Here is an 18,369-nt window from a genome sequence, read left to right as displayed (position 1 = left end):
ATTTTACCGCGCCGTTAGCAAATTTAGCGGCATTTTGAGCTAACGTTTGTAGCTGGGCGTTTGTTAGCGCGCTATCTTTGCTAAGCTCTACTGCGCCGTCTGCGATCCTATCTTTTAGCGCGCCGCTTAATATCTCCTTAGCCTTTTCAAAGCTTGCGACTAAAGATTTTATATCGCCGTTTTGCTTGAGCTCGAATTTAACTCCGCCAGTAGTTATGTTTGAGTACGCGTTAGGTAGAATTTTATCTCCTAGCTTGCCGTATAAAAACGACTCTTTGGTTATGTTTTTGGCTCCGTCTAAATTTAGCGAGCCTAGATACTGTGCGCCGTTTTCAAACGTAAAATCATCGCTTGATATCTTTGCGACGTTGCCTTTGTCGAAAAACTCGTAAGTCGTATCGCCGCTTTTTAGCGCGTCGCCTTTTTGCGAATTTGAGCTTAAGCTTTGTTCGTCGTAGGCTTTTACCGCGTCCTGGGATTGCGATTTTTTCGCAGACCTAAAGGTATAAACGTCGCCGTTAGCGAATTTAACGGCCTTTATGTTTAGCGCATCCGCGTCTAAAGGCTTGGTAGCTTGCGCGTCTTGGTAAAATTTGCCCTCTTTTTTATAGACGTTTTCCGTGCCGTCTAGCTTAAGAGCAGGCGCGTCGTCAAAGAGCTTGGTAAAAGCCCTGCGCGTCGGTTGCCTTGATGGCGCCGTCGGCTAAAACGTTTTGCTTTAGCGTAAAGACTCCGTCTTTTGCCGTCGGATCGATGCTAACGCCTTTAAATACGATCTTTAAATCATCCGAGTTGCTAAAGCCCGCGTTTTTACCGTTAGCGTAAAGGATAGTGTCATCGCCGTCTTTGATAAACTGCTTTGCGCCCGCTTGCAGTCCGTCCTCGTTTTGAGCCTGCGTAAGCGAGTCTGCGCCTCCTGCAAATTTGACCTTGTCGCCGGGTTTTGCGCCCTCTATGACGACGGTGCCGGTATGCGAGTTAAAATGCGGAACGGCCTCTTTATTTGTAACGTAATAAGTCGTTTGTCCGTCTTTTACGAGCTTATAAACCATACCGCCCGCGCCTTTATCTACTTTTTGCGCGCTGACGCCGTCTGTCGTACCCTCTACCAGGCCAAACGGCCGCTCGAAAAAGCCGTTGTCGTTAAATTTAACGCCCGATCTAGGCTGGAGGCTGTGGCTGTAAGGGACGCCGTTTTCTTGATCTTTGGCGCTAAATTCGTGCCCGTCTTTGGTAAATGCGCCAAGTATCGCCGTGCCTTTTTCCGCCTCCAAGCTATCGCCCGTCGGGAAGTTTTTTACCGTATAAACGTCGGCTTTTAGCGTCTTGCCCTCGGCGGTTTTAACCGCGCCGTTTTGGACCGATAAATTTATCTTTTGATCGGCGCTTAAATTTACGCCGTCGTTATCCGCGCTTCTTATGCTTACGAAGTATTTTTTACCGCCGTGTTCTATCTTTGCCGAGTAGCCGATGACCTCGGTCGATGAGGCGGATGCTAGCATCTGTTTTAGCGCGCCCTCTACGCCGTCGTTTGGAGTAGGCTGAGGTTGCGGCTTGGGGTCTGGAGTCGGGGTCGGTTTAGGACCCGGCTGAGGTTGAGGTTTTGGATCGGGCGCAGGGTCAGGCTTAGGATCCGGCGTAGGGGCGGGTTTTGGAGCGAGTTCTTTTGAGATTTCATCCTCCGTTTTGCCGGTTATGCCGGAGATGATTTTTACCTTAGAGTTGGCATCTAGCGCAGCGTCTAACTTTGCCTCGTCTACGGTCAAATTTAAGCTTTTAGCGCCCGCTAGCACGGCGCTTTTGATGTCGGTCGCGTTTGAGTGGGGCGTAATGGTTTTATTTATCTGGATAAAAGCTTTTAATTGCTCCTTTATATCGCCGCCGTTTGGAACGTCTTTAATGAGGTCGGCTACGACGTTTGAGGCGATTATCTTGTTTATCAAGAGATTATGCGCATTTTTCGTAGCTTCGTCGGCGGCATTTGAGTGAACGGGGTCGCAAGCGGCCTTTAGCATATCGGCCGCGACCTTTCCTCTATCTTCGCCGTCGTTTAGCTTTTTCGTCCAGCCGGCTTTGCCCTCTTTGTCTAGATTAGCTCCGCCTTTGCCAAATACGTTAGCGTATATATGCTCGACGAAATTTGCGTTTTCGTTTACGCTATCGCCGAAAAACTCTTTTGCCGCTACGGTGTCTAGCATCGTGTTTGCGATGGTAGAAACGCTTAAATTTTGCGTATTTGCAGCACCCAGCCAAGCCTTACTGCCCGCGCCTTCGCTCGATCTGCCGAAGAGTCCGACGTAAAGCGCCGAAATTTGCGTCTGAGTTATATTCATAACGATCTCCTAGATTTAGATTAAAAATATAGGAAATTGTAACAAATCTAACTGAAATCAATTCTTAAAATTACAGCAAAAATATATAAAATAGAAATTACATTAAAATTTTAAGTTTTCTAAAATAAATTCGGCTCTCTTACATAGTTTTTCTGTTCGTATTCCTTGCCCGTATCGTGGTCTTTTAGGAGTTTAACCACGACCGGACTTAGCGCGATGATGGCGATTAAATTCGGCAGTACCATAAGGCCGTTAAACATATCCGCTAGCTCCCAGACGAAATTTATCTTAAGCAAACTGCCTAAAAATATAAACCCGACGACTAAAATTTGCAAGACGCGCACGAATTTGGCGCCAAAAAGATAGCGAACGTTTATCTCGGCAAAATAATACCACCCAAGTATCGTCGTAAACGCAAAGAAAAACAAGCAAACCGCCACAAAGCTATATCCGCCCGTATGCCCCAAAACATGCGAGGAAAAGGCCTCCTGAACGAGCGCGATACCGGTTAGCACGGCTTTGCCGTTTTCAAAACGTATCACGTCCGCGCTTAGTACGACAAAAACGGTGATGTTTAGCACGATAAAGGTATCGACAAACACGCTCATAATGCCGAGTACCGCCTGATCTACCGGGTGTTTGACGTTAGCTGCGGCATGCGCGTGAGGGGTAGAGCCCATGCCGGCTTCGTTTGAAAACAGCCCGCGCGCGATACCGTATCTCATTGCCGTAGCTATCGTAGCCCCTGTCGCGCCGCCCCAGGCTGCGGACGGATTAAATGCGGCCTCGAATATAAGCGCTATGACGCCGGGAATTTTATCAAGATTAAAGCAAATGATCACAAGTCCGACCGCGACGTAGAGGATCGCCATTAGCGGCACGATCTTTTCTGCTACGCGCGCGATGGCCTTGACGCCGCCGATAAAAATCATGGCGCAAATCGCCGCTAAAAACAGCCCGCTAGCCCAGTTTGGGATACCAAACGCTCCCTTAAAGCCATCTGAGATGGAGTTAGCTTGAACCATATTTCCCATAAATCCCAGCGCCAAAATGATCGCTAGCGCAAAAAACGCCGCCAGGGCTTTGGCGTAACGGCTCTTTAGTCCGCGGCTGATATAAAACGCAGGCCCGCCGATCACGTGGCCGCTATCGTCCTTTGCGCGGTAAATTTGCGCTAGGCATATCTCGGCAAAATTCGTCGCCATGCCCAAAAATGCCGCGCACCACATCCAAAATATCGCGCCCGGACCGCCCATTATAAGCGCGGTCGTGGCACCCACGAGGTTGCCCGTGCCCACCTGCGCCGCGACGGCCGTAGCGACTGCTTGAAACGAGCTCATACCCGATTTTCCCGCTGCCTCGCCGTGTAGCGAAAAGTTGCCGAACAGTCCGTAAAGCCCCGCTTTAAATTTAAAAATCTGTACGAAGCGAAGCCTAATCGTAAAGTAAAGCCCCGTGCCGCAAAGCAGCGCGATGAGAAAATACGGCCCCCAAAGGAATGAATTTACGGAGCTTACGATATCGGTGAGCATGGATTTTGCCTTTAAATATTTAAAATTTTTCAAGTATATTTAAAAAAAAATAAAATTAGAATAAATAAGAAAAATTTTTTAGCTTGGCTTAAAATTTTGTGCCGACTTTCGGCTTACTAGCGACAAGCGCGTTCTTGCTAGCTAGGTTTTACGGTAGATTTTTTGCGCTCTAAGGCGTTTTTGATTGACAATTTCTAAATTTATCCCGCAATGAGGGCTTAGCAGGGCTAAAATTTTTAAATTTTTTACGCATTTTTAGGCGGCTTTTATGAGCGATTCGCTGTTTTTCCTGCACGGACGTAGCGCGGCGAAACGTATTTGACTCTTGGTTTTACTAAAACTTTATCAAACGCGCTTAAAAGGCTTTGGCGCTAAATCGCTTAGCCGTCTTTGCTAAATTTGCCCGCCTTTTGCTTGATTAGGTTAAATTTACCGCTTTGTGCCGATTTTTATAAAATTAGGCAAGCCAGCAATGCCTCGCGGACTATCTGAGGGCTTGCTTTCAGGTTTAAATTCAATGGCAAATTTCACTTCTACCGCACGAATTTGACGCTACCTTATAGGCTTAAACCGCGTAAATTCCTTGACGGTCGCGTCAAGAGCCGCACGCGAATAAAACAAACCATCATCTTAAAAGCCTTGCTTCCAAAGCCCCCGCCATTTTCGTCGCTTTACGGCCATAGATATGTTTGGTCCAGCATATCGGCAAAACTACACAGCGGTGCGGCGTTACGGGCAGGGCGCACCCTCTATCTTTAAATTTGCGATGTACGCTAAATTTTGCTCTTTTATCTACACTTCTTTTTAAAATTTGCCCTTATGCTTGCCGCAAATTAAATTTGGCGAAGTAAAGCCTAAATTTAGCCTTTTGATTTGATTTTTGCTAGCCACTCGTCCAGCGTCTTTTCAAAGCCGATGCCGTTACTTTCGTAAAATTTAAGCGGCTTTTCGAGATATTTTTGCTCTACCCAGCCGCCAAAGCTATGCGGATACAGATAGTCCTTGGCCTCGGGTGCGGTGTTGATGAGATATGGCGGGATGGCTAGCGGCGGCTCGTTTTTTACATAGGCTAACGCCGCATTTATGGCCTTGTAGCTGGAGTTTGACTTTGGCGAGTGAGCCAGATACATCGCGCACTGAGCGAGGATTATACGAGCTTCTGGAAAGCCGATCTTGCTAACGGCGGCAAGCGCGTTAGCGGCTAAATTTAGTGCGTTAGGGTTTGCGTTACCGATGTCCTCGCTAGCAAATATCGCCATCCTTCGCGCGATAAAATCAGCGCTCTCGCCCGCATCTATAAGCCGCGCTAGATAGTATATGACGGCGTTTTCATCGCTACCGCGCAGGCTTTTTATAAAGGCACTTGCCAGCCCGTAATGCACGTCGTCCTCGCTAACGCCTTCGCTAACAGCGTTAGCTCGCAGCGTTTTTAAATTCTCTAACGTTATTTTCTCGCCCAGACTCACGGCAAACTCTAGCAAATTTAGCAGCCCGCGCGCATCTCCGCCGCTGCTTTTTACGAGATAGGCTTTGGCTTCTTCTGAGATGTCAAATTTAACCTCGCCCCTCACACGCTCAAGCAGCTTTTCAAAATCCTCGCTCGCAAGCGGCTTAAACTCAAAGAGCATCGAACGACTGCGGATACCCGAGCTTAGCGTGAAATAGGGATTTTCGGTGCTAGCTCCGATAATGGCGGCGCGGTAGTTTTCCATGGGTATCAGCAGGGCTTCTTGCTGCGTTTTGCTTAGGCGGTGGATCTCGTCGATGAAAAATAGCGGCTTAGAAAGCGCGTTTTCGTGGTTTTTTAGGATTTTGCGAAACTCCTCGATTTTGAGATTTCCGCCGTCAAATTCGTAAAAATCATACTCCATCGACCGCGCGACGACGCGAGCAAAACTCGTCTTGCCGCAGCCTGCGGGTCCGTAAAATATGCTGTGCGGGATTTTTTTGTTTTCGATAAATTTTTTAAAAACGCCCACCAGCTCGCGCTGTCCGCAGATCTCGTCTAAGCTCGTCGGACGAAATTTCAAGGCGAAATTTTGCAAATTTGCTCCTTTTAAATTTTAAGACATTATAGTCAAATTTAAATTAAGAAGCGGATTTGCGGGAGCGGGCGGGTTAAATTTAGCTCCGCGTCCGGGCTGCTTTGTCGCGCTACGGCTAAATTTACCTTTTTTAAACTAGACAAACGCCGCGCCTACGCCGATTTTAGCGCCGACAAAGAGCGCGAAGCCGAAAAAAACTTTAAATTTATTTTTAAATATTTGTTTTAAAAAAGAGGCTATAATGCCCGTCTATTTCAAACAAGGAGACATAATGAAAAAGTCATTATTAGTAGTTGCCGCTCTTGGCATAATGGGCGTTAGCGCGTCTGCGGCGGAGCTTTCGCCTGCATGCGAGGAGTACTTTAAACTAGTTGACGAGTTCGTCGAAAAAACCAAAGACAATCCGCAAATGGCGGCTATGAAATCGACTTACGAAGATCAAAAAAATCAATTCGCCGCGCTACCTAAAGATGCCCAAGAAGCGGCTTGCAAACCTGCTATCGATCAAATGAAGCAAGTTATCGCAACTCTACCTAAATGATTTTTCCCCTCCTTTTGGAGGGAAACCCCTTTAAAAACATACAATTTTTTATCTAATTTTCACCGCGCCAAATTCGCTAAATTTGCCCTTTTAGGTTTCGTAGCGGATGAGGCAAATTTAACCGATATTTTTACTCGTTTTTCAAAGCCGGCTTACCGAGCGGCATTTAAATTTGCTCCGTTTTAAGCCAAAAACGTAAATTTAAGGCTGAAATTTAGCCGATTTGGCACGGGTTAGTCGCGAATAATCTTTGCTTTTGCCGTTATGCTCGCGATTTTTAGCTCGTAGATATTCATCGCCTTTAGCCCGTGAGCCGCGGCAACGTCAAAGGTTCGCATATACTTTGGCGTGTATTTTTCGCTAAGCAGGCGTAGCGCGCGCAGTCTCGCCGCCTCGTCCGTCACGATATAAGCTTTAGTCTCTGCGATAGCGGATTTGTATTCTGTCGTAAAAACCTTCGCGCCAAGCGCTTTGCCGTCGTCTTTTATCGCGTCTAGCTGCTCGTCCGTCAAAATCGGCACCCGCGCATAGCTCACGCAAACCAGCGTCACGTTTCTGCCGTCATTTAGCAGCTTTGCCTTAGAGCCTGCGGGCGCGCCGTGCAAAAACACGCTCCCTTCCTCGCGCACGACCGAAATAGGCACGCTAAAAATTTCGCCCTCGTCCGTAATGCAAGAAATCGTGCCGTATTCGCATGCATCGATGATCTCAAGGCCTTCTTGCGCGGTTAGTTCTCTATCTTTTCGTCTCATTTTTCGCCTTTAAATTTTTAGAAATTATAAAATTTAAACCCTAAAAAAGAGTATAATCAGGCAAAATTTAAAGGACGGCGATGAGAAAAATATTAATATTTTGCGCACTTAGTGCGCTAGCTTTGGGCGCTCAAAACGCGTGCGAAGAGTACGTGAAGCAAAGTAAAATTTATCTAAACGAGCTTTATGAAATGAAAGCCAAACAGCTAGAAAACGATCCGCAAGCCTTTAGGCTGTTTGAGCTTAAATTTAGCGAGCTGCAAAAGGCGCAAGCGGGGCAAGAGGCTTTAATCAAGCAAAACAGCGACGAAAAATTTTGCGAGCGCGAATCTGTTCGGATAAAAAGCGCGCTAGAAGAGATAAAAGCGCAAAAGTAGGGCGAGTTTAGGCCTTCTGAGCTTTAAACGGCAATATAAATTTACTCGTTTGCCTAAATGTCCGGCCTAGTCGGATAAAGCGGCAGCTAGCAAAAACGCAAAATTCGGTATGCCGTAGCCGGCTGATTAGATAAAATTTATCTGCCGCTAAAATAGCCACGGCTAACAAAGCCCGAGCTAAATTTGCGTCTGGTATGACTATGATTAAATTTACTTTGTCGGCTTGCTTAGCTAGAGTTAAATTTTGCCGTCTTAAATTCTGGCTCAGGCGTTTAAAACCGCATTTTGCGTCGCGGCGTTTTTGATATTTTTACTGCAAATGCGGCTAAGCTAAATTATGCCGACGCGCCTTTGCGGTAAATTTAGGGTTGCCTCTCACGGCGCCCGCGGCCTATTTTGGCGGGAATTACCCGCGCGACCTTTGGGCAAAGGGCTTGCGCGTCTATTTGACACCCTCTAACCGCGATTTTTCTTTTTCCAGATATTTGCCGACGTATCTTTGCGTCTGTTTGTCCACGTCTTTTTGAGCGATTTTTTCATCTGCAAAAACTCGCTGCTAAAGCCCGGAATTTTTAGCTTATATATAGCCTCTACCAGTCCAAACTGAGTAAATCCGTCGGCTCGCCAGATATCTTTATCCGCGGCGACGTCTGCGATGTCGCTTTTTCTTTTCATGATTTTTAGGATAAAGATAAAATCCATGCGGTTGCTTCTATATTTTTCCTGAAAAATGAACCCCTTAAAAAACAGCGCGAGCTTTTGGGATTTTCTTAGCTTCTCTTCTTTATCCAGTAGCGCGCCTAGCGCCCCGCACAGCGCGCTGTTGCAAACTTCAAACCAATGCATCTCGTAGTTTTTATACGCATCGTTTATGACGCGAAGATTTTTCAAAGAAAAATCAAACGCCTCCGTTACGACCGCGATCAGTCTATCCTCATAGTCATCGGATTCGCAGACGAAATTTCGCACCAGGCTTTCGTATTCATGCATTTTATTAAATTTTTGCCTTAGCGCCATTGCTCTTCTTTTTTGTTTATCGCTTTAATACAAAGCCAAATCGCCGTCGCGCGTTACGAAAGAAGACTTTCTCATCAGCGCCTCAAAGCTAGGCTCTATCTGCGCGGTGCTGCTATCATCTAAATAATATCTCCAGATAGACATATCCCTTAAATCAAAAAATAACTCCACCCCGTCGCTAAGTCCGCCGAAGGTAAAAGTTTTATCAGGGTCTATAACCGAGGATGAAATTTCGCTCGCTACGAACTGATACAGCTTGTGCGTTTTATCTATATCTTCAAAGAGCCTTGAAATGCCGTAAAAATTTAGATCCTTCGTTTTTTGGACTCCAAATTCATTTACGCGGTAATCGTAGATAATATAGCTCTCAAAGCTGCCTAATATCTCTTTGTAAGCCTTTGGAAACGCCACGCCGTTTTCGGTTTCAAATAGAGCCAATAAGTCAAATTTATTCATAACTTTATCCTTAGGTTTTATTTTTAAATCTACTTTTACTCTATTTTTGTATTTGATTTTAAACAATCCTCTAATAATCCGAATTTGCTACCGTCTAAAAGAATTCCGTTCAGATCTTCGATCATTAGTATAATAATATTTAAATCAGCATCAAACAGATAAATATCTCGTATTTGTCCACAGTCTAGTCTTTCGTAGCGGCTTGCTCTGCAAATTTAATCAATTTCACGTCGCTTGCCCTTAATATTGGCGTGCCTAGGCCGCGCTTAGCTTGGCGCCCTTTAATAATCCAAAAACATCGACGCTTCTGCATCGCCGTGTTTGATTATTTCAAAGCTCGGGAAAGACATTTGCAATCCTCTGCCGTGCTCTTCATCTTTGGAAACGTCAAAATTTAAACCGAAGATAAACTCTTTTTGCGTTTCGTCCGTTAGGATATTTAGGCCGACGAGCCGCAAATCGACGTCGCCGTTAAATTCGTCTTTTATCTTTTTTACGGCGAGCGGATACCATGTTGCCGATAGGTTTATGAGCCTGGCTACTTTGACCTTTAGCTCTTGCGTCAAAGGGCGCGCCCCTTCCTCTAGCGCCAGCGATAAATCCGCCAAAATCGGCTTGTCGCTTTGAGGTATGTAAAACTCAAACATGCAAAGCTCGTTTAAAGCGATATCTTCGAGTTTCAAATTTATCTCCTAAAATTAATATTTATTTAACAAAGCAATGTCTGGACTAAATTTAAAAACATCGGTCAAATCGCCGAATTTGGCTCCCTATATAAGCAAGCTTTATAAATTTACGCAGTCTGCGCCGCTCGAATTTAACTAGGCAAGGCGATTTTCGCCGTTAAATTCGGCGAATTTAAGTTCAAACCAAAATTTGGCGATTTTGACGCCAAATTTGATTAAAATCAGGGCAAAATTTAAACCGAATCTCGCCCCGAAAGTCGAATTTACTTCGCCGTTTCCTGCGCGAATTCCGCGATCTTTTCAGGCGTAAAGCCGAAGTATTCGAACAATGCGCTCGCCTTGCCGCTCTCGCCAAAGCTCTTCATCGAGTAGATCTCGTCAGCAAATTTATACCACTCCAGCGCGCTTGCGGCTTCGACGGCGATGATTTTGGTTTGCGGATCTAAAATTTTATCCACATACTCGCACGGCTGCTCGCAAAGCAGGTCAAAGCACGGCGCGGAGACGACGTTTGCGCCGATACCCTTAGCGGATAAAATTTCAGCCGCTTTGACGCAGAGCTCCACCTCGCTGCCGCTAGCTATTAGCGTGATTTTGGCGTTTTGCCCGCGTTTTAACAGATACGCGCCGTTTTCTACGCTGCCAAATTCGCCTTTTTCAAGCGGAGCTAGGCCTTGACGGCTAAGCACGAAGGCGCTTGGAGCGCGTAAATTTAACGCCGCTTTCCAGCAAAGCGCGTTTTCGTTGCCATCAGCCGGACGGAAAGTGTAAAAATTCGGCATCGCGCGCAATGTGCTAAGCTGCTCGATAGGCTGATGCGTCGGGCCGTCTTCGCCCACGCCGATGCTGTCGTGCGTAAAGATAAAAAAGTGCCTGATACTCATCAGCGAGGCGATACGCGCAGACGGCTTTAGATAGTCGCTAAAGATAAAAAACGTCGCGCTAAACGGCAAGAAAAGCCCGTATCTAGCGACCGCGTTGTTTATCGCAGCCATGGCGTGCTCGCGGATGCCGTAGTGGATGTTGCGGCCGTTAGGGAAGTCGCCCATGCCCTTTAGCTCGGTTTTGTTTGACGGAGCCAGATCCGCGCTACCGCCGATAAAGCCGGGCATCGCGCGCGCAATCTCGTTCATGATGATGCCGTTGCTGTCGCGAGTAGCTAGCTTTTTGCCGCTAAAATCAGGGAAATTTATCTTGCTAAAGTCAGGATTTAGCAGCGAATTTAACATATTTTTGCTCTCGGCGCTTAAATTTTGCACTTTTTGATTCCACTGAGCTTCGGCTAGGTCGCCCTTTTCTATCGCGGCACGGAAGCGAATCAGCACGTCCTCGTCAACGGCAAATTTACGCTCAGGATCAAAGCCTGCTGCGATTTTAGCGGCCTTTATGATCTCCTCGCCAAGCGGCGCGCCGTGGCTGTGGTGGCTGCCCTCTAGCTCGCCCGCGCCCTTTGCTATACGGGTGTTTGCGATGATGAGATACGGGCGCTCCTTTTCGGCGGCTTGCTCGAGCGCAAACTCGATCTGATCGTAGTCGTGGCCGTCGATACGCGCGACGTCCCAGCCCTGAGCCTCAAACCTCGCCTTCACGTCCTCGCTCCAAGCGATACTCGTGTCGCCCTCGATCGTGATGTTGTTTGAGTCGTAGATCAGTACGAGGTTATCTAGGTGTAGGTTGCCCGCGACCGCACAGGCCTCGTAGCTGATACCCTCCTGCAAGTCTCCGTCGCCGCAGAGGCAGTAAATTTTATGATCGATGACGGCGTTTTCCGGTTCGTTTAGTAGATTGGCCGCGTATTTTGCCGCCATAGCAAAGCCCACCGCATTTGCCACGCCTTGGCCTAGAGGTCCGGTCGCGACCTCGACGCCTTTGGTGTGGATCTCTGGGTGACCCGGAGTTTTGGAGCCTAGCTGACGGAAGTTTTTTAGATCATCAAGACTAAGATCATAGCCGCTAAGATGCAAAAAGCTATACACGAGCGAGCTTGCGTGACCGCCGCTAAACACGAGCCTATCGCGGTTTAGCCAGTTTGGATTTTTAGGATTGTGATTTAGAAATTTAGCCAGCACGACCATGACGTCTGCTAGCCCCATCGGCGCGCCCGGATGCCCGCTGTTTGCCTGCTGCACCATATCCGCGCATAAAAACCTTATCGTATCCGCCATCTTTTTTAGCATTTTTCTCTCCTTTTTGGCTCTGCTTGCCGTTTAGCTCGCCTTTGCCGCGCTTTTGCGGACGCGCTAGACCGGCAAGATTTTTGCTTGCAATTATACACAAATAAAATTTAATCGCCTTTTAGACGCGCATAGTAAGAAAATTTAAGTCGTTTTTTGAAATCAAGGACGCCCAAAACGCGCGGGTAACATTTATTTTTGGCACATAACGCGCTGCCAAGCGAAAGCAATGCCGCAAGCAAGACGCGCTTACGTTTTGCGTTTTACCGAGCCGACTAAATTTGAGCTTCCCCAGCCGTATTTTTGCAAGCGTTTTGGATTTGTTTTTACTTCCCGGTTTAAATTTACGCAAGCATTCACGCGCCTTTTGGGTTTTACGAAATTTGCAAAGCCGACGCTGCTTTAAAATTTAAGCCTGCAAAATGCGGCTAAATTTTCCTCCTGCCGCGCAAACCATAAAATTTTTAGGCGCTAATTTAATTTTTCAGACGACGTTCCGTCCTGTGCCCTCGCTGTCGCCGTCCGCGCTACTTTAAAATAGCGATAAACGCGCTTAAATTTACGCTTCGCTCGGCGCACCGTCTTCGCGCGTGCCGTTACGGTTAAGCTTTTCGCGTTCAAGCGACGTAGCAGCTTGACGCTGTTTCGCTCCGTCTCGCCTGTTTTTCAGCCGATAAAACCCGAATTTATTTTCCGCCAAACCCCGCGCAGACGATGTTTTTTAGCGTTTGGGCTTGCCTGGTTAGCTCTTCGCCCCTAGCTTGCGCGCCGTGCGAGCCTTTTTCGTCCGAGGCGAGCAAATTTTGCGGCGAAGAGTTTTCTTGCGAGCTAAAAATTTTGACGACTTCAAGCGAGATTTCGCCTTGCGTTCGAACGGTCAAAATTTCACGCGAGTCCTCGCCGTCGCGGCTTTCTACGCTCGCCATGCTTATCTTTCTGCCAGCGTAAAATGCCTCGCAGACGCCGCCCTCTGCCCCATAATCCGTTACTTTGACGGAGCCTTCTTTAAATTCGTAAATTTTGATCCGCCTCGACCTTCGCAGCTTCTCGTCGCCGCTCCACTCGCGCCCCCTGGCATCTAGTCCCGCGACCGTAAACGCGCCGTCCTCGGCCTTATACATGTCGCCCAGCATTACGGGCAGCTTTTTGCCCTCTTGTTTGGTTAGCGTAAAGCCGATCTTTTCGCCGTTTTTAAAAGACGTGCGAAACCGCTCGGAAAAAGACGCTGTGAAAAACGCGACCTCTTTTAGCGCGCCGTCCGTATCCTCGTATCTCGTCCAGTTTTTCTCGGGCACGTCGATTAAAGCGACGTCCTTGTCCGCGCTAGGCTTTAGCTCTGCGCAACCGCAAAACGCCCAGACAGCGACCGCGCCTAGCAGCAAATTTTTCATATTTTTCCTTAAATTTACGCGCAAATCCGATCAAAAGCGCGCTAAATTTACGCCCTAGTCTGCGCCGTAAATTTTAAAAACTCGGCGAAATTTTCCTTTTTATCTTTTAGCTCAAAAGGTATCTTATGCTCTTTTTCGCCGATTATTACGGCATCCTCTTTTACTTCGATCTGCGCGCCCCTGATCTCGCCCCACGAGCTAAAAACCGGCTCTTCCATCAGCTCGCGGCTAATAAGTCCGCGCTCGTCCAGTATCACGCCGTAAGGCTTACCCAAAAGCGAGCGGTCAAGGCTGTGAAGCATCGGCGAGACGGGCTTAAAGACGCTAAGCGATTTTGATAGCAGCTTCGTCTCGTCAAGCGGCGTTTTTAGCGCTTCGCCCAGCTCAAGCTCCAAAATTTTATCCGCGATCGTGCGCTCCTCGGCCTTAACGCCCTCCTCGAAAACCGCCCGCAAGATCGCTTTTAGCGCAGTTTTCATCGCCGCTTTCATCTCGTCCTCGATTTCAAATTTGCATTTTTCTAGCTCTTGCCACGCGAGATTTTCCAGCTCGTCAGGCGAATGCTCGCCGAGCCTAAATGCCGCGGCTACTTCGTCCGCGTTTGCGGCCGAGGCGTCAAATTTAACCAAAAGATGCCGCTGCGTGAGTAAAAATCCTATGCTTCTTCGCACGATGCGCGTATGTACGCCGATAAATGCAATCGGCGCGGCACCATAAAATTTAACCGTCCCGCCGTAATCCGTGTCTTCTTGTCGCCCTAGGCTTTTATCTAAAATTTGCCTCGTAGCTAGCGCGAAAACCTCGTTCGCATCGTCCCAAACGGGGTGTTTTGCGCATCCTAAAACCAAAACCTTTTGCGCGCTCTCGTCTAGCGACGCTAAAATTTGCTCTAAATTTTGCATATTTCTCCTAAATTTTAGTTTTTTAGATATCTTCGCGTTAGGGCGCAAATCATAGCCCCAAGGCGCAGCAAAAGCCTAAATTTAGTAAAGACTAAATTTAATGCCCAAACGCCGACTAAATTTATTTTAGCCTTTTGTATCTCCATTCGCGCTCTTGGGCTAGTTTAGCCTTGCCGCCCGCAAAAACGTATCTTTTATAAGCGGTCATCGCATGCTTGCTTTGCATATCAAATGACATCAGCGAGCCGCCGTATACTACATCCTCGGCGAGTATATCGCTGTCAAAAGTCGCCTCGATGCGCTCTTTTTGCGCCCATCTTTTGCCGTTTGCATCGCTAACTAGCTCATAGACGTCTACGCTCACGTTATCGCCGCGCGCATCGTAGCCGTAGACTAGCTTTTTGTCGCCGTCTTTAGCCCCGTATCGCTGCGTAAGCAGACGCTCGCCAGACTTATCGTAGACGTTGCGACTAGAAAACTCCTGCTTCCACTCTTTTTTCTCGTTATCCCACGAAAACGCCGCCGTCTCAAAGTCCGCGCCGCTAACTACGATCACGTCTTTGTAGCTGTTTTTCCACCCTTTTTTCTCGTTATCCCAGACAGAAGTTATCGTCACGTCCTTGCCGTTTGCGGCCTCGTGCCTAGACACCTGCGAGTTTTGCCATGCGCCGTCTACGTAGACGCTGCTTACGCGCTCGTATTTACCGCGAACGTCGCCTGCAATGATCTCTTTTTGAGACGGTACCCACGCGCCGTTTTCAAACAGCGACCTTTCATAGCCTATAGGCTGCTCGTTTGCATCGTAGAGATAGAGCATTTTTTCTTTAGGCTGCCATTTTGCACCATCCCAAACGCTATAAACGGTTAGCTCGTTTTGACCGCTTCCGTTATAAGTAGCACGAGCAAGAGACGATTTTTGCCATTTGCCCGCTTTTAGTTCGTATCCGGTCTCTTCATATACGCCGTTTGTGCGTTTTGAGACGGTTTTGCTAGCGTTTTTAACGCCTCGAACGTAGCCCGTCGTCTCCTGCGTAGATACTCCGTTTTTAAGGCTTGCTTTATATTCGTTTATCTTGCGCCATTTTTCAGCCTTGAAGTCATAATCATAGGCGTAAAATTTAGCCAGCTCGCCGTCTTTGCCGAAGTAGCTTACTTCTTTGTATCTATTTTTGCCGCCGTCTTTTAGCTCGGACTCGGTAACGACCCGCGTTTTATGCTCTTTGGCGTCGTAAATTTGGCGCGTAACGTAGCTAAGAGCCGGCTCCTCGTATATCTTTTGCGAGGTGCTTTCAAGCGCGTATTCGTAGTCTTTGGCTAGAGCGCACGCGCAAAGCACGGCTAGCAACAAGGCCGTTTTTTTCATAGATTCTCCTTAAAATAAATTTAAGCGATTATATAATTTTAAACATAAAAAAACAAAGATGCGACAAAAAGGCTAAATTTAATCGCCGCTCGCGCTAGAACGAGTTAAATTTCAAACGAGCCGGCGTAGCGCATTTAAAATTTTATCTGCTATAATACTCCAAAAAAATTTAAAAGGCGAAAAATGATTCCATTTACCGACGAAGAGCTTTTAAAGCCCGTAAAAGCGAGCTTGCAAAAGGTTATGCCGATGCTTGAAAACGACGGCGGAGGCATGGAGTTGCTAGGTATCAAAAACGGCAAAATTTACGTCCGCCTCACCGGCCACTGCCACGGCTGCGCAGCTAGCACTACTACGCTAAAATACGGCATCGAGCGCCAGTTACGCACGGATATCCACCCCGAACTTAGCGTCGTAAATATCCCTATCGGCGAGGAAGTTAAATTTGACTGATTACAAAAAAGCGGGGCTAAGAGCGTTTAACAAGGGCGAATTTGACGCCGCCGCGAGCTATTTTTCGCTCGCCTACGACAAAAAGCCGGACGAAAAACTACTCTTTCTCATCACGCTTTGCTCGCTTGCTAAAACCCGCCGCGACGAGGCGATGACGCTTTTTGAGATATTTAAGCTAAAAGACAAATTAGGTATGAGTCCTGCGGATTTGGACGAAATTTTGGGCGCGCTTGAGGCAAAAATCGACGAAGACGAGGATCACGAGGAGCAAAACGCCATTAGCTATGCCGACTTCATGGATGCGGTTAGGCGCGGTGGGTTTAAAAGCGTCTTTGAGGACATTATGTTTTCCACGCGCGTGATGATCGACAACCGCGACGATTTCCTCGAGTTTTTGCAAAATCTTATCAAAAACGACTTCATCGAAATGGGACTAAACTACATCGAAACCGCGGCCGTGATGTTTGCCGGCGACGAACGGCTAAGCGCGCTGGCTCGCGAAATCAACAAAAGGGCGCAGAATGAAAATTTACGTTAAAGAAGGCTTTGTTACCGATAACTCTAGCGTTTGCGAAGCGGGTTGTTATTTCGTTAAAACGGCGACAAACGCCAAATTTGAAGCCGCCGCCAAAGCAAAGGGTGCAAAAATCATAAATTTGAGCGAATGCAAACGACTGCTAGGCATCGACGAGAACATCAAAATCATCGGCATCACGGGTACCAACGGCAAAACCACGACCGCAGCGCTTATCTGCGCTACGCTGCTAAATTTAGGCTACGGATGCGGTCTATGCGGTACTCGCGGCGCCTTTATAAACGGCGAACGCATAGACGACAAGGCGCTAACGACGAGCGAAATTTTACGCACGCTTAGCTACCTAAAAGCCGCTAGCGAGCGCGGCTGCGAGTACTTCGTGATGGAGGTTAGCTCGCACGCCATCGCGCAAAAACGCATCGAGAGCCTATCCTTTGCGATGAAAATTTTTACGAATTTGACCCAAGACCACCTCGACTACCACGGTACGCTTGAAGAGTACGCGCGCGTAAAGAGCGAGTTTTTCGCAGACGACGCGCCAAAGCTCATAAACATAGACGACCGCGGCGGGATCAAATTTAACCCCGCAAACGCCTTAACCTATGCGCTGCACGCGGGCGCGGACTTTGCGCCGAGTGAGTATTCGCTAGAAGGCGGCATACGCGCGGCGCTAAAGACTCCGCGCGGACAAATGGCGCTGAGCTCAAATTTGCACGGCGAATTTAACCTCTACAACCTCATAGCAGCCGCCTCTTGCGTCGCGACGCTGACGGATAGACCGCTAGAGCAGATCGCGCGCGCCGCGGCGGAATTTGACGGCGTCGAGGGGCGCATGGAGGTCGTTAGTCGCGAGCCGCTCGTGATCGTGGATTTCGCACACACTCCAGACGGCATCGAAAAGGTGCTAAATGCATTGCGCCATCGCAAAATCGTCGCGGTTTTCGGTGCCGGAGGAGATAGAGATCGCACCAAACGCCCTAAAATGGGCGCAATAGCGCAAAAATACGCGCACAGACTCGTCGTCACCAGCGATAATCCCCGAAGCGAAGAGCCAGAAAGCATCATCGCTGAGATCTGCGACGGCCTAGAGATGAACGAGCGCGTAAAGTGCATCGCAAACCGCAAAGAGGCGATAAAATACGCGCTTGAAAGCCTCGCGCAGGATGAAATTTTGGTGATTTTGGGCAAGGGCGACGAAACCTATCAGGAGATCAAGGGCGTAAAATATCCGTTTAGCGACAAAGAGGTCGTGCGCGAACTTTTGGACGGACGCGCCTAAATTTACGGACAAAACGGCGACGAAGCAAGGGTGAATTCGAGTAAAATTTACCTTTGTTTGCGCCTAAATTTTTATTTTTACCACCAAACGGCGTCAAATTTATCGCAGCTTTTATCGCTCACGCAAATGCCTCTAAAATCAAATTTAATCACAAATTTAACTCCGAATTTTATCGCGGCAAGCAAGCAAAAACGAATCGCCGCGGCTATATAAAGTTGCTTTTTGCGGCTAAATTTATAGTATAATTTTCTCAAAAAACACAAAGGACGACCGATGAAAATCGAAATTTTATCAAGCAAAATCCACCGCGCGCGCGTGACGGACGCCAATCTAAACTACGTAGGCTCGGTCACGATCGGGCCCGAGCTCATCGAGGCTGCGGGGCTTTGCGAGTACCAAAAAGTCGAGATCCTAAACGTCAATAACGGCGAGCGCTTTGCTACATACGTGATTCGCAGCGAGAAAAAGGGCGAGATCTGCCTAAACGGCGCGGCCGCGCGCAAAGTCTGCGTCGGCGACGTCGTCATCATCGT

The 18,369-nt window shown here is 47.8% G+C and carries 19 protein-coding genes; 8 read left to right on the top strand and 11 right to left on the bottom strand.

The genetic code is table 11. The annotated features are described in order from the left end of the window. The first annotated feature begins 77 nt into the window (after positions 1-77). Positions 78-392 carry a hypothetical protein gene (locus tag QZ157_RS02250; protein ID WP_295141244.1) on the top strand — a complete coding sequence of 105 codons (315 nt, stop codon included), beginning with the start codon at positions 78-80 and terminating at the stop codon, positions 390-392. 258 nt (positions 393-650) lie between these two features. Here the strand turns inward: QZ157_RS02250 and QZ157_RS02245 are convergent, their stop codons facing one another. The 3 genes from QZ157_RS02245 to QZ157_RS02235 form a co-directional block, all read right to left on the bottom strand. After that, a complete protein-coding gene (locus QZ157_RS02245; RefSeq protein WP_295141240.1) occupies positions 651-2,333 on the bottom strand; it encodes a hypothetical protein in 1,683 nt (560 codons plus the stop codon). A gap of 119 nt (positions 2,334-2,452) precedes the next feature. Then, on the bottom strand, positions 2,453-3,865 hold the full coding sequence (locus tag QZ157_RS02240) for a sodium:alanine symporter family protein (RefSeq protein WP_295141239.1): 1,413 nt from the start codon (positions 3,863-3,865) through the stop codon (positions 2,453-2,455). An 860-nt stretch (positions 3,866-4,725) separates the two neighbouring features. After that, on the bottom strand, positions 4,726-5,910 hold the full coding sequence (locus tag QZ157_RS02235) for a replication-associated recombination protein A (RefSeq protein WP_295141236.1): 1,185 nt from the start codon (positions 5,908-5,910) through the stop codon (positions 4,726-4,728). A 271-nt stretch (positions 5,911-6,181) separates the two neighbouring features. On the opposite strand from QZ157_RS02235, the gene QZ157_RS02230 reads away from it, so the two are divergent. Beyond that, complete coding sequence (locus QZ157_RS02230) at positions 6,182-6,451, top strand: DUF5339 domain-containing protein (RefSeq protein WP_295141234.1); 270 nt, start codon at positions 6,182-6,184, stop codon at positions 6,449-6,451. A 233-nt stretch (positions 6,452-6,684) separates the two neighbouring features. Here QZ157_RS02230 and QZ157_RS02225 read toward each other — a convergent pair whose 3' ends face one another. Further along, entirely contained in the window at positions 6,685-7,203 is a 519-nt protein-coding gene (locus QZ157_RS02225) for a pyridoxamine 5'-phosphate oxidase family protein (RefSeq protein WP_295141232.1), read from the bottom strand. 80 nt (positions 7,204-7,283) lie between these two features. On the opposite strand from QZ157_RS02225, the gene QZ157_RS02220 reads away from it, so the two are divergent. Beyond that, positions 7,284-7,580, top strand: coding sequence for a hypothetical protein (locus QZ157_RS02220; protein WP_295141230.1), 297 nt, complete (start codon positions 7,284-7,286; stop codon positions 7,578-7,580). A gap of 456 nt (positions 7,581-8,036) precedes the next feature. On the opposite strand, the gene QZ157_RS02215 is transcribed toward QZ157_RS02220, so the two are convergent. The 7 genes from QZ157_RS02215 to QZ157_RS02185 all read right to left on the bottom strand — a co-directional run bounded on the left by QZ157_RS02215 (position 8,037) and on the right by QZ157_RS02185 (position 15,569). Beyond that, a complete protein-coding gene (locus tag QZ157_RS02215; protein WP_295141228.1) occupies positions 8,037-8,570 on the bottom strand; it encodes a hypothetical protein in 534 nt (177 codons plus the stop codon). A gap of 51 nt (positions 8,571-8,621) precedes the next feature. Next, on the bottom strand, positions 8,622-9,053 hold the full coding sequence (locus tag QZ157_RS02210) for an SMI1/KNR4 family protein (protein ID WP_295141226.1): 432 nt from the start codon (positions 9,051-9,053) through the stop codon (positions 8,622-8,624). Positions 9,054-9,334: 281 nt separating this feature from the next. After that, positions 9,335-9,736, bottom strand: coding sequence for a hypothetical protein (locus tag QZ157_RS02205; protein WP_295141223.1), 402 nt, complete (start codon positions 9,734-9,736; stop codon positions 9,335-9,337). A 266-nt stretch (positions 9,737-10,002) separates the two neighbouring features. Then, positions 10,003-11,916: a transketolase gene (tkt, locus tag QZ157_RS02200; RefSeq protein WP_295141221.1), complete on the bottom strand. Its 1,914-nt coding sequence runs from the start codon at positions 11,914-11,916 to the stop codon at positions 10,003-10,005. Positions 11,917-12,599: 683 nt separating this feature from the next. Further along, positions 12,600-13,304 carry a hypothetical protein gene (locus QZ157_RS02195; RefSeq protein ID WP_295141220.1) on the bottom strand — a complete coding sequence of 235 codons (705 nt, stop codon included), beginning with the start codon at positions 13,302-13,304 and terminating at the stop codon, positions 12,600-12,602. Between the two features lie 47 nt (positions 13,305-13,351). Continuing rightward, positions 13,352-14,206, bottom strand: a complete 855-nt coding sequence (locus QZ157_RS02190; protein WP_295141218.1) for a hypothetical protein — start codon at positions 14,204-14,206, stop codon at positions 13,352-13,354. Positions 14,207-14,327: 121 nt separating this feature from the next. Beyond that, positions 14,328-15,569, bottom strand: a complete 1,242-nt coding sequence (locus QZ157_RS02185; RefSeq protein WP_295141215.1) for a hypothetical protein — start codon at positions 15,567-15,569, stop codon at positions 14,328-14,330. Positions 15,570-15,752: 183 nt separating this feature from the next. On the opposite strand from QZ157_RS02185, the gene QZ157_RS02180 reads away from it, so the two are divergent. From QZ157_RS02180 to panD, 5 genes are all read left to right on the top strand, one after another. Next, positions 15,753-16,022, top strand: a complete 270-nt coding sequence (locus QZ157_RS02180) for a NifU family protein (RefSeq protein ID WP_295141213.1) — start codon at positions 15,753-15,755, stop codon at positions 16,020-16,022. After that, entirely contained in the window at positions 16,015-16,560 is a 546-nt protein-coding gene (locus QZ157_RS02175; RefSeq protein ID WP_295141211.1) for a histidine kinase, read from the top strand. Before QZ157_RS02180 ends, QZ157_RS02175 begins: the two co-directional genes overlap by 8 nt. After that, complete coding sequence (locus tag QZ157_RS02170) at positions 16,544-17,836, top strand: UDP-N-acetylmuramoyl-L-alanyl-D-glutamate--2,6-diaminopimelate ligase (protein ID WP_295141208.1); 1,293 nt, start codon at positions 16,544-16,546, stop codon at positions 17,834-17,836. The genes QZ157_RS02175 and QZ157_RS02170 overlap by 17 nt, the downstream gene beginning before the upstream one ends. Positions 17,837-17,866: 30 nt before the next feature. Further along, a complete protein-coding gene (locus QZ157_RS02165) occupies positions 17,867-18,049 on the top strand; it encodes a hypothetical protein (protein WP_295141205.1) in 183 nt (60 codons plus the stop codon). Between the two features lie 60 nt (positions 18,050-18,109). Then, on the top strand, positions 18,110-18,369 hold a 260-nt coding region (gene panD, locus QZ157_RS02160), incomplete at its 3' end, for an aspartate 1-decarboxylase (protein ID WP_295141202.1).

It is taken from the genome of uncultured Campylobacter sp., assembly GCF_905372745.1.
In the GTDB taxonomy this organism is placed as follows: domain Bacteria; phylum Campylobacterota; class Campylobacteria; order Campylobacterales; family Campylobacteraceae; genus Campylobacter_A.
The sequence above is the reverse complement of the archived record's forward strand: the minus strand, read 5'-3'. Positions and strand labels throughout refer to the sequence as shown.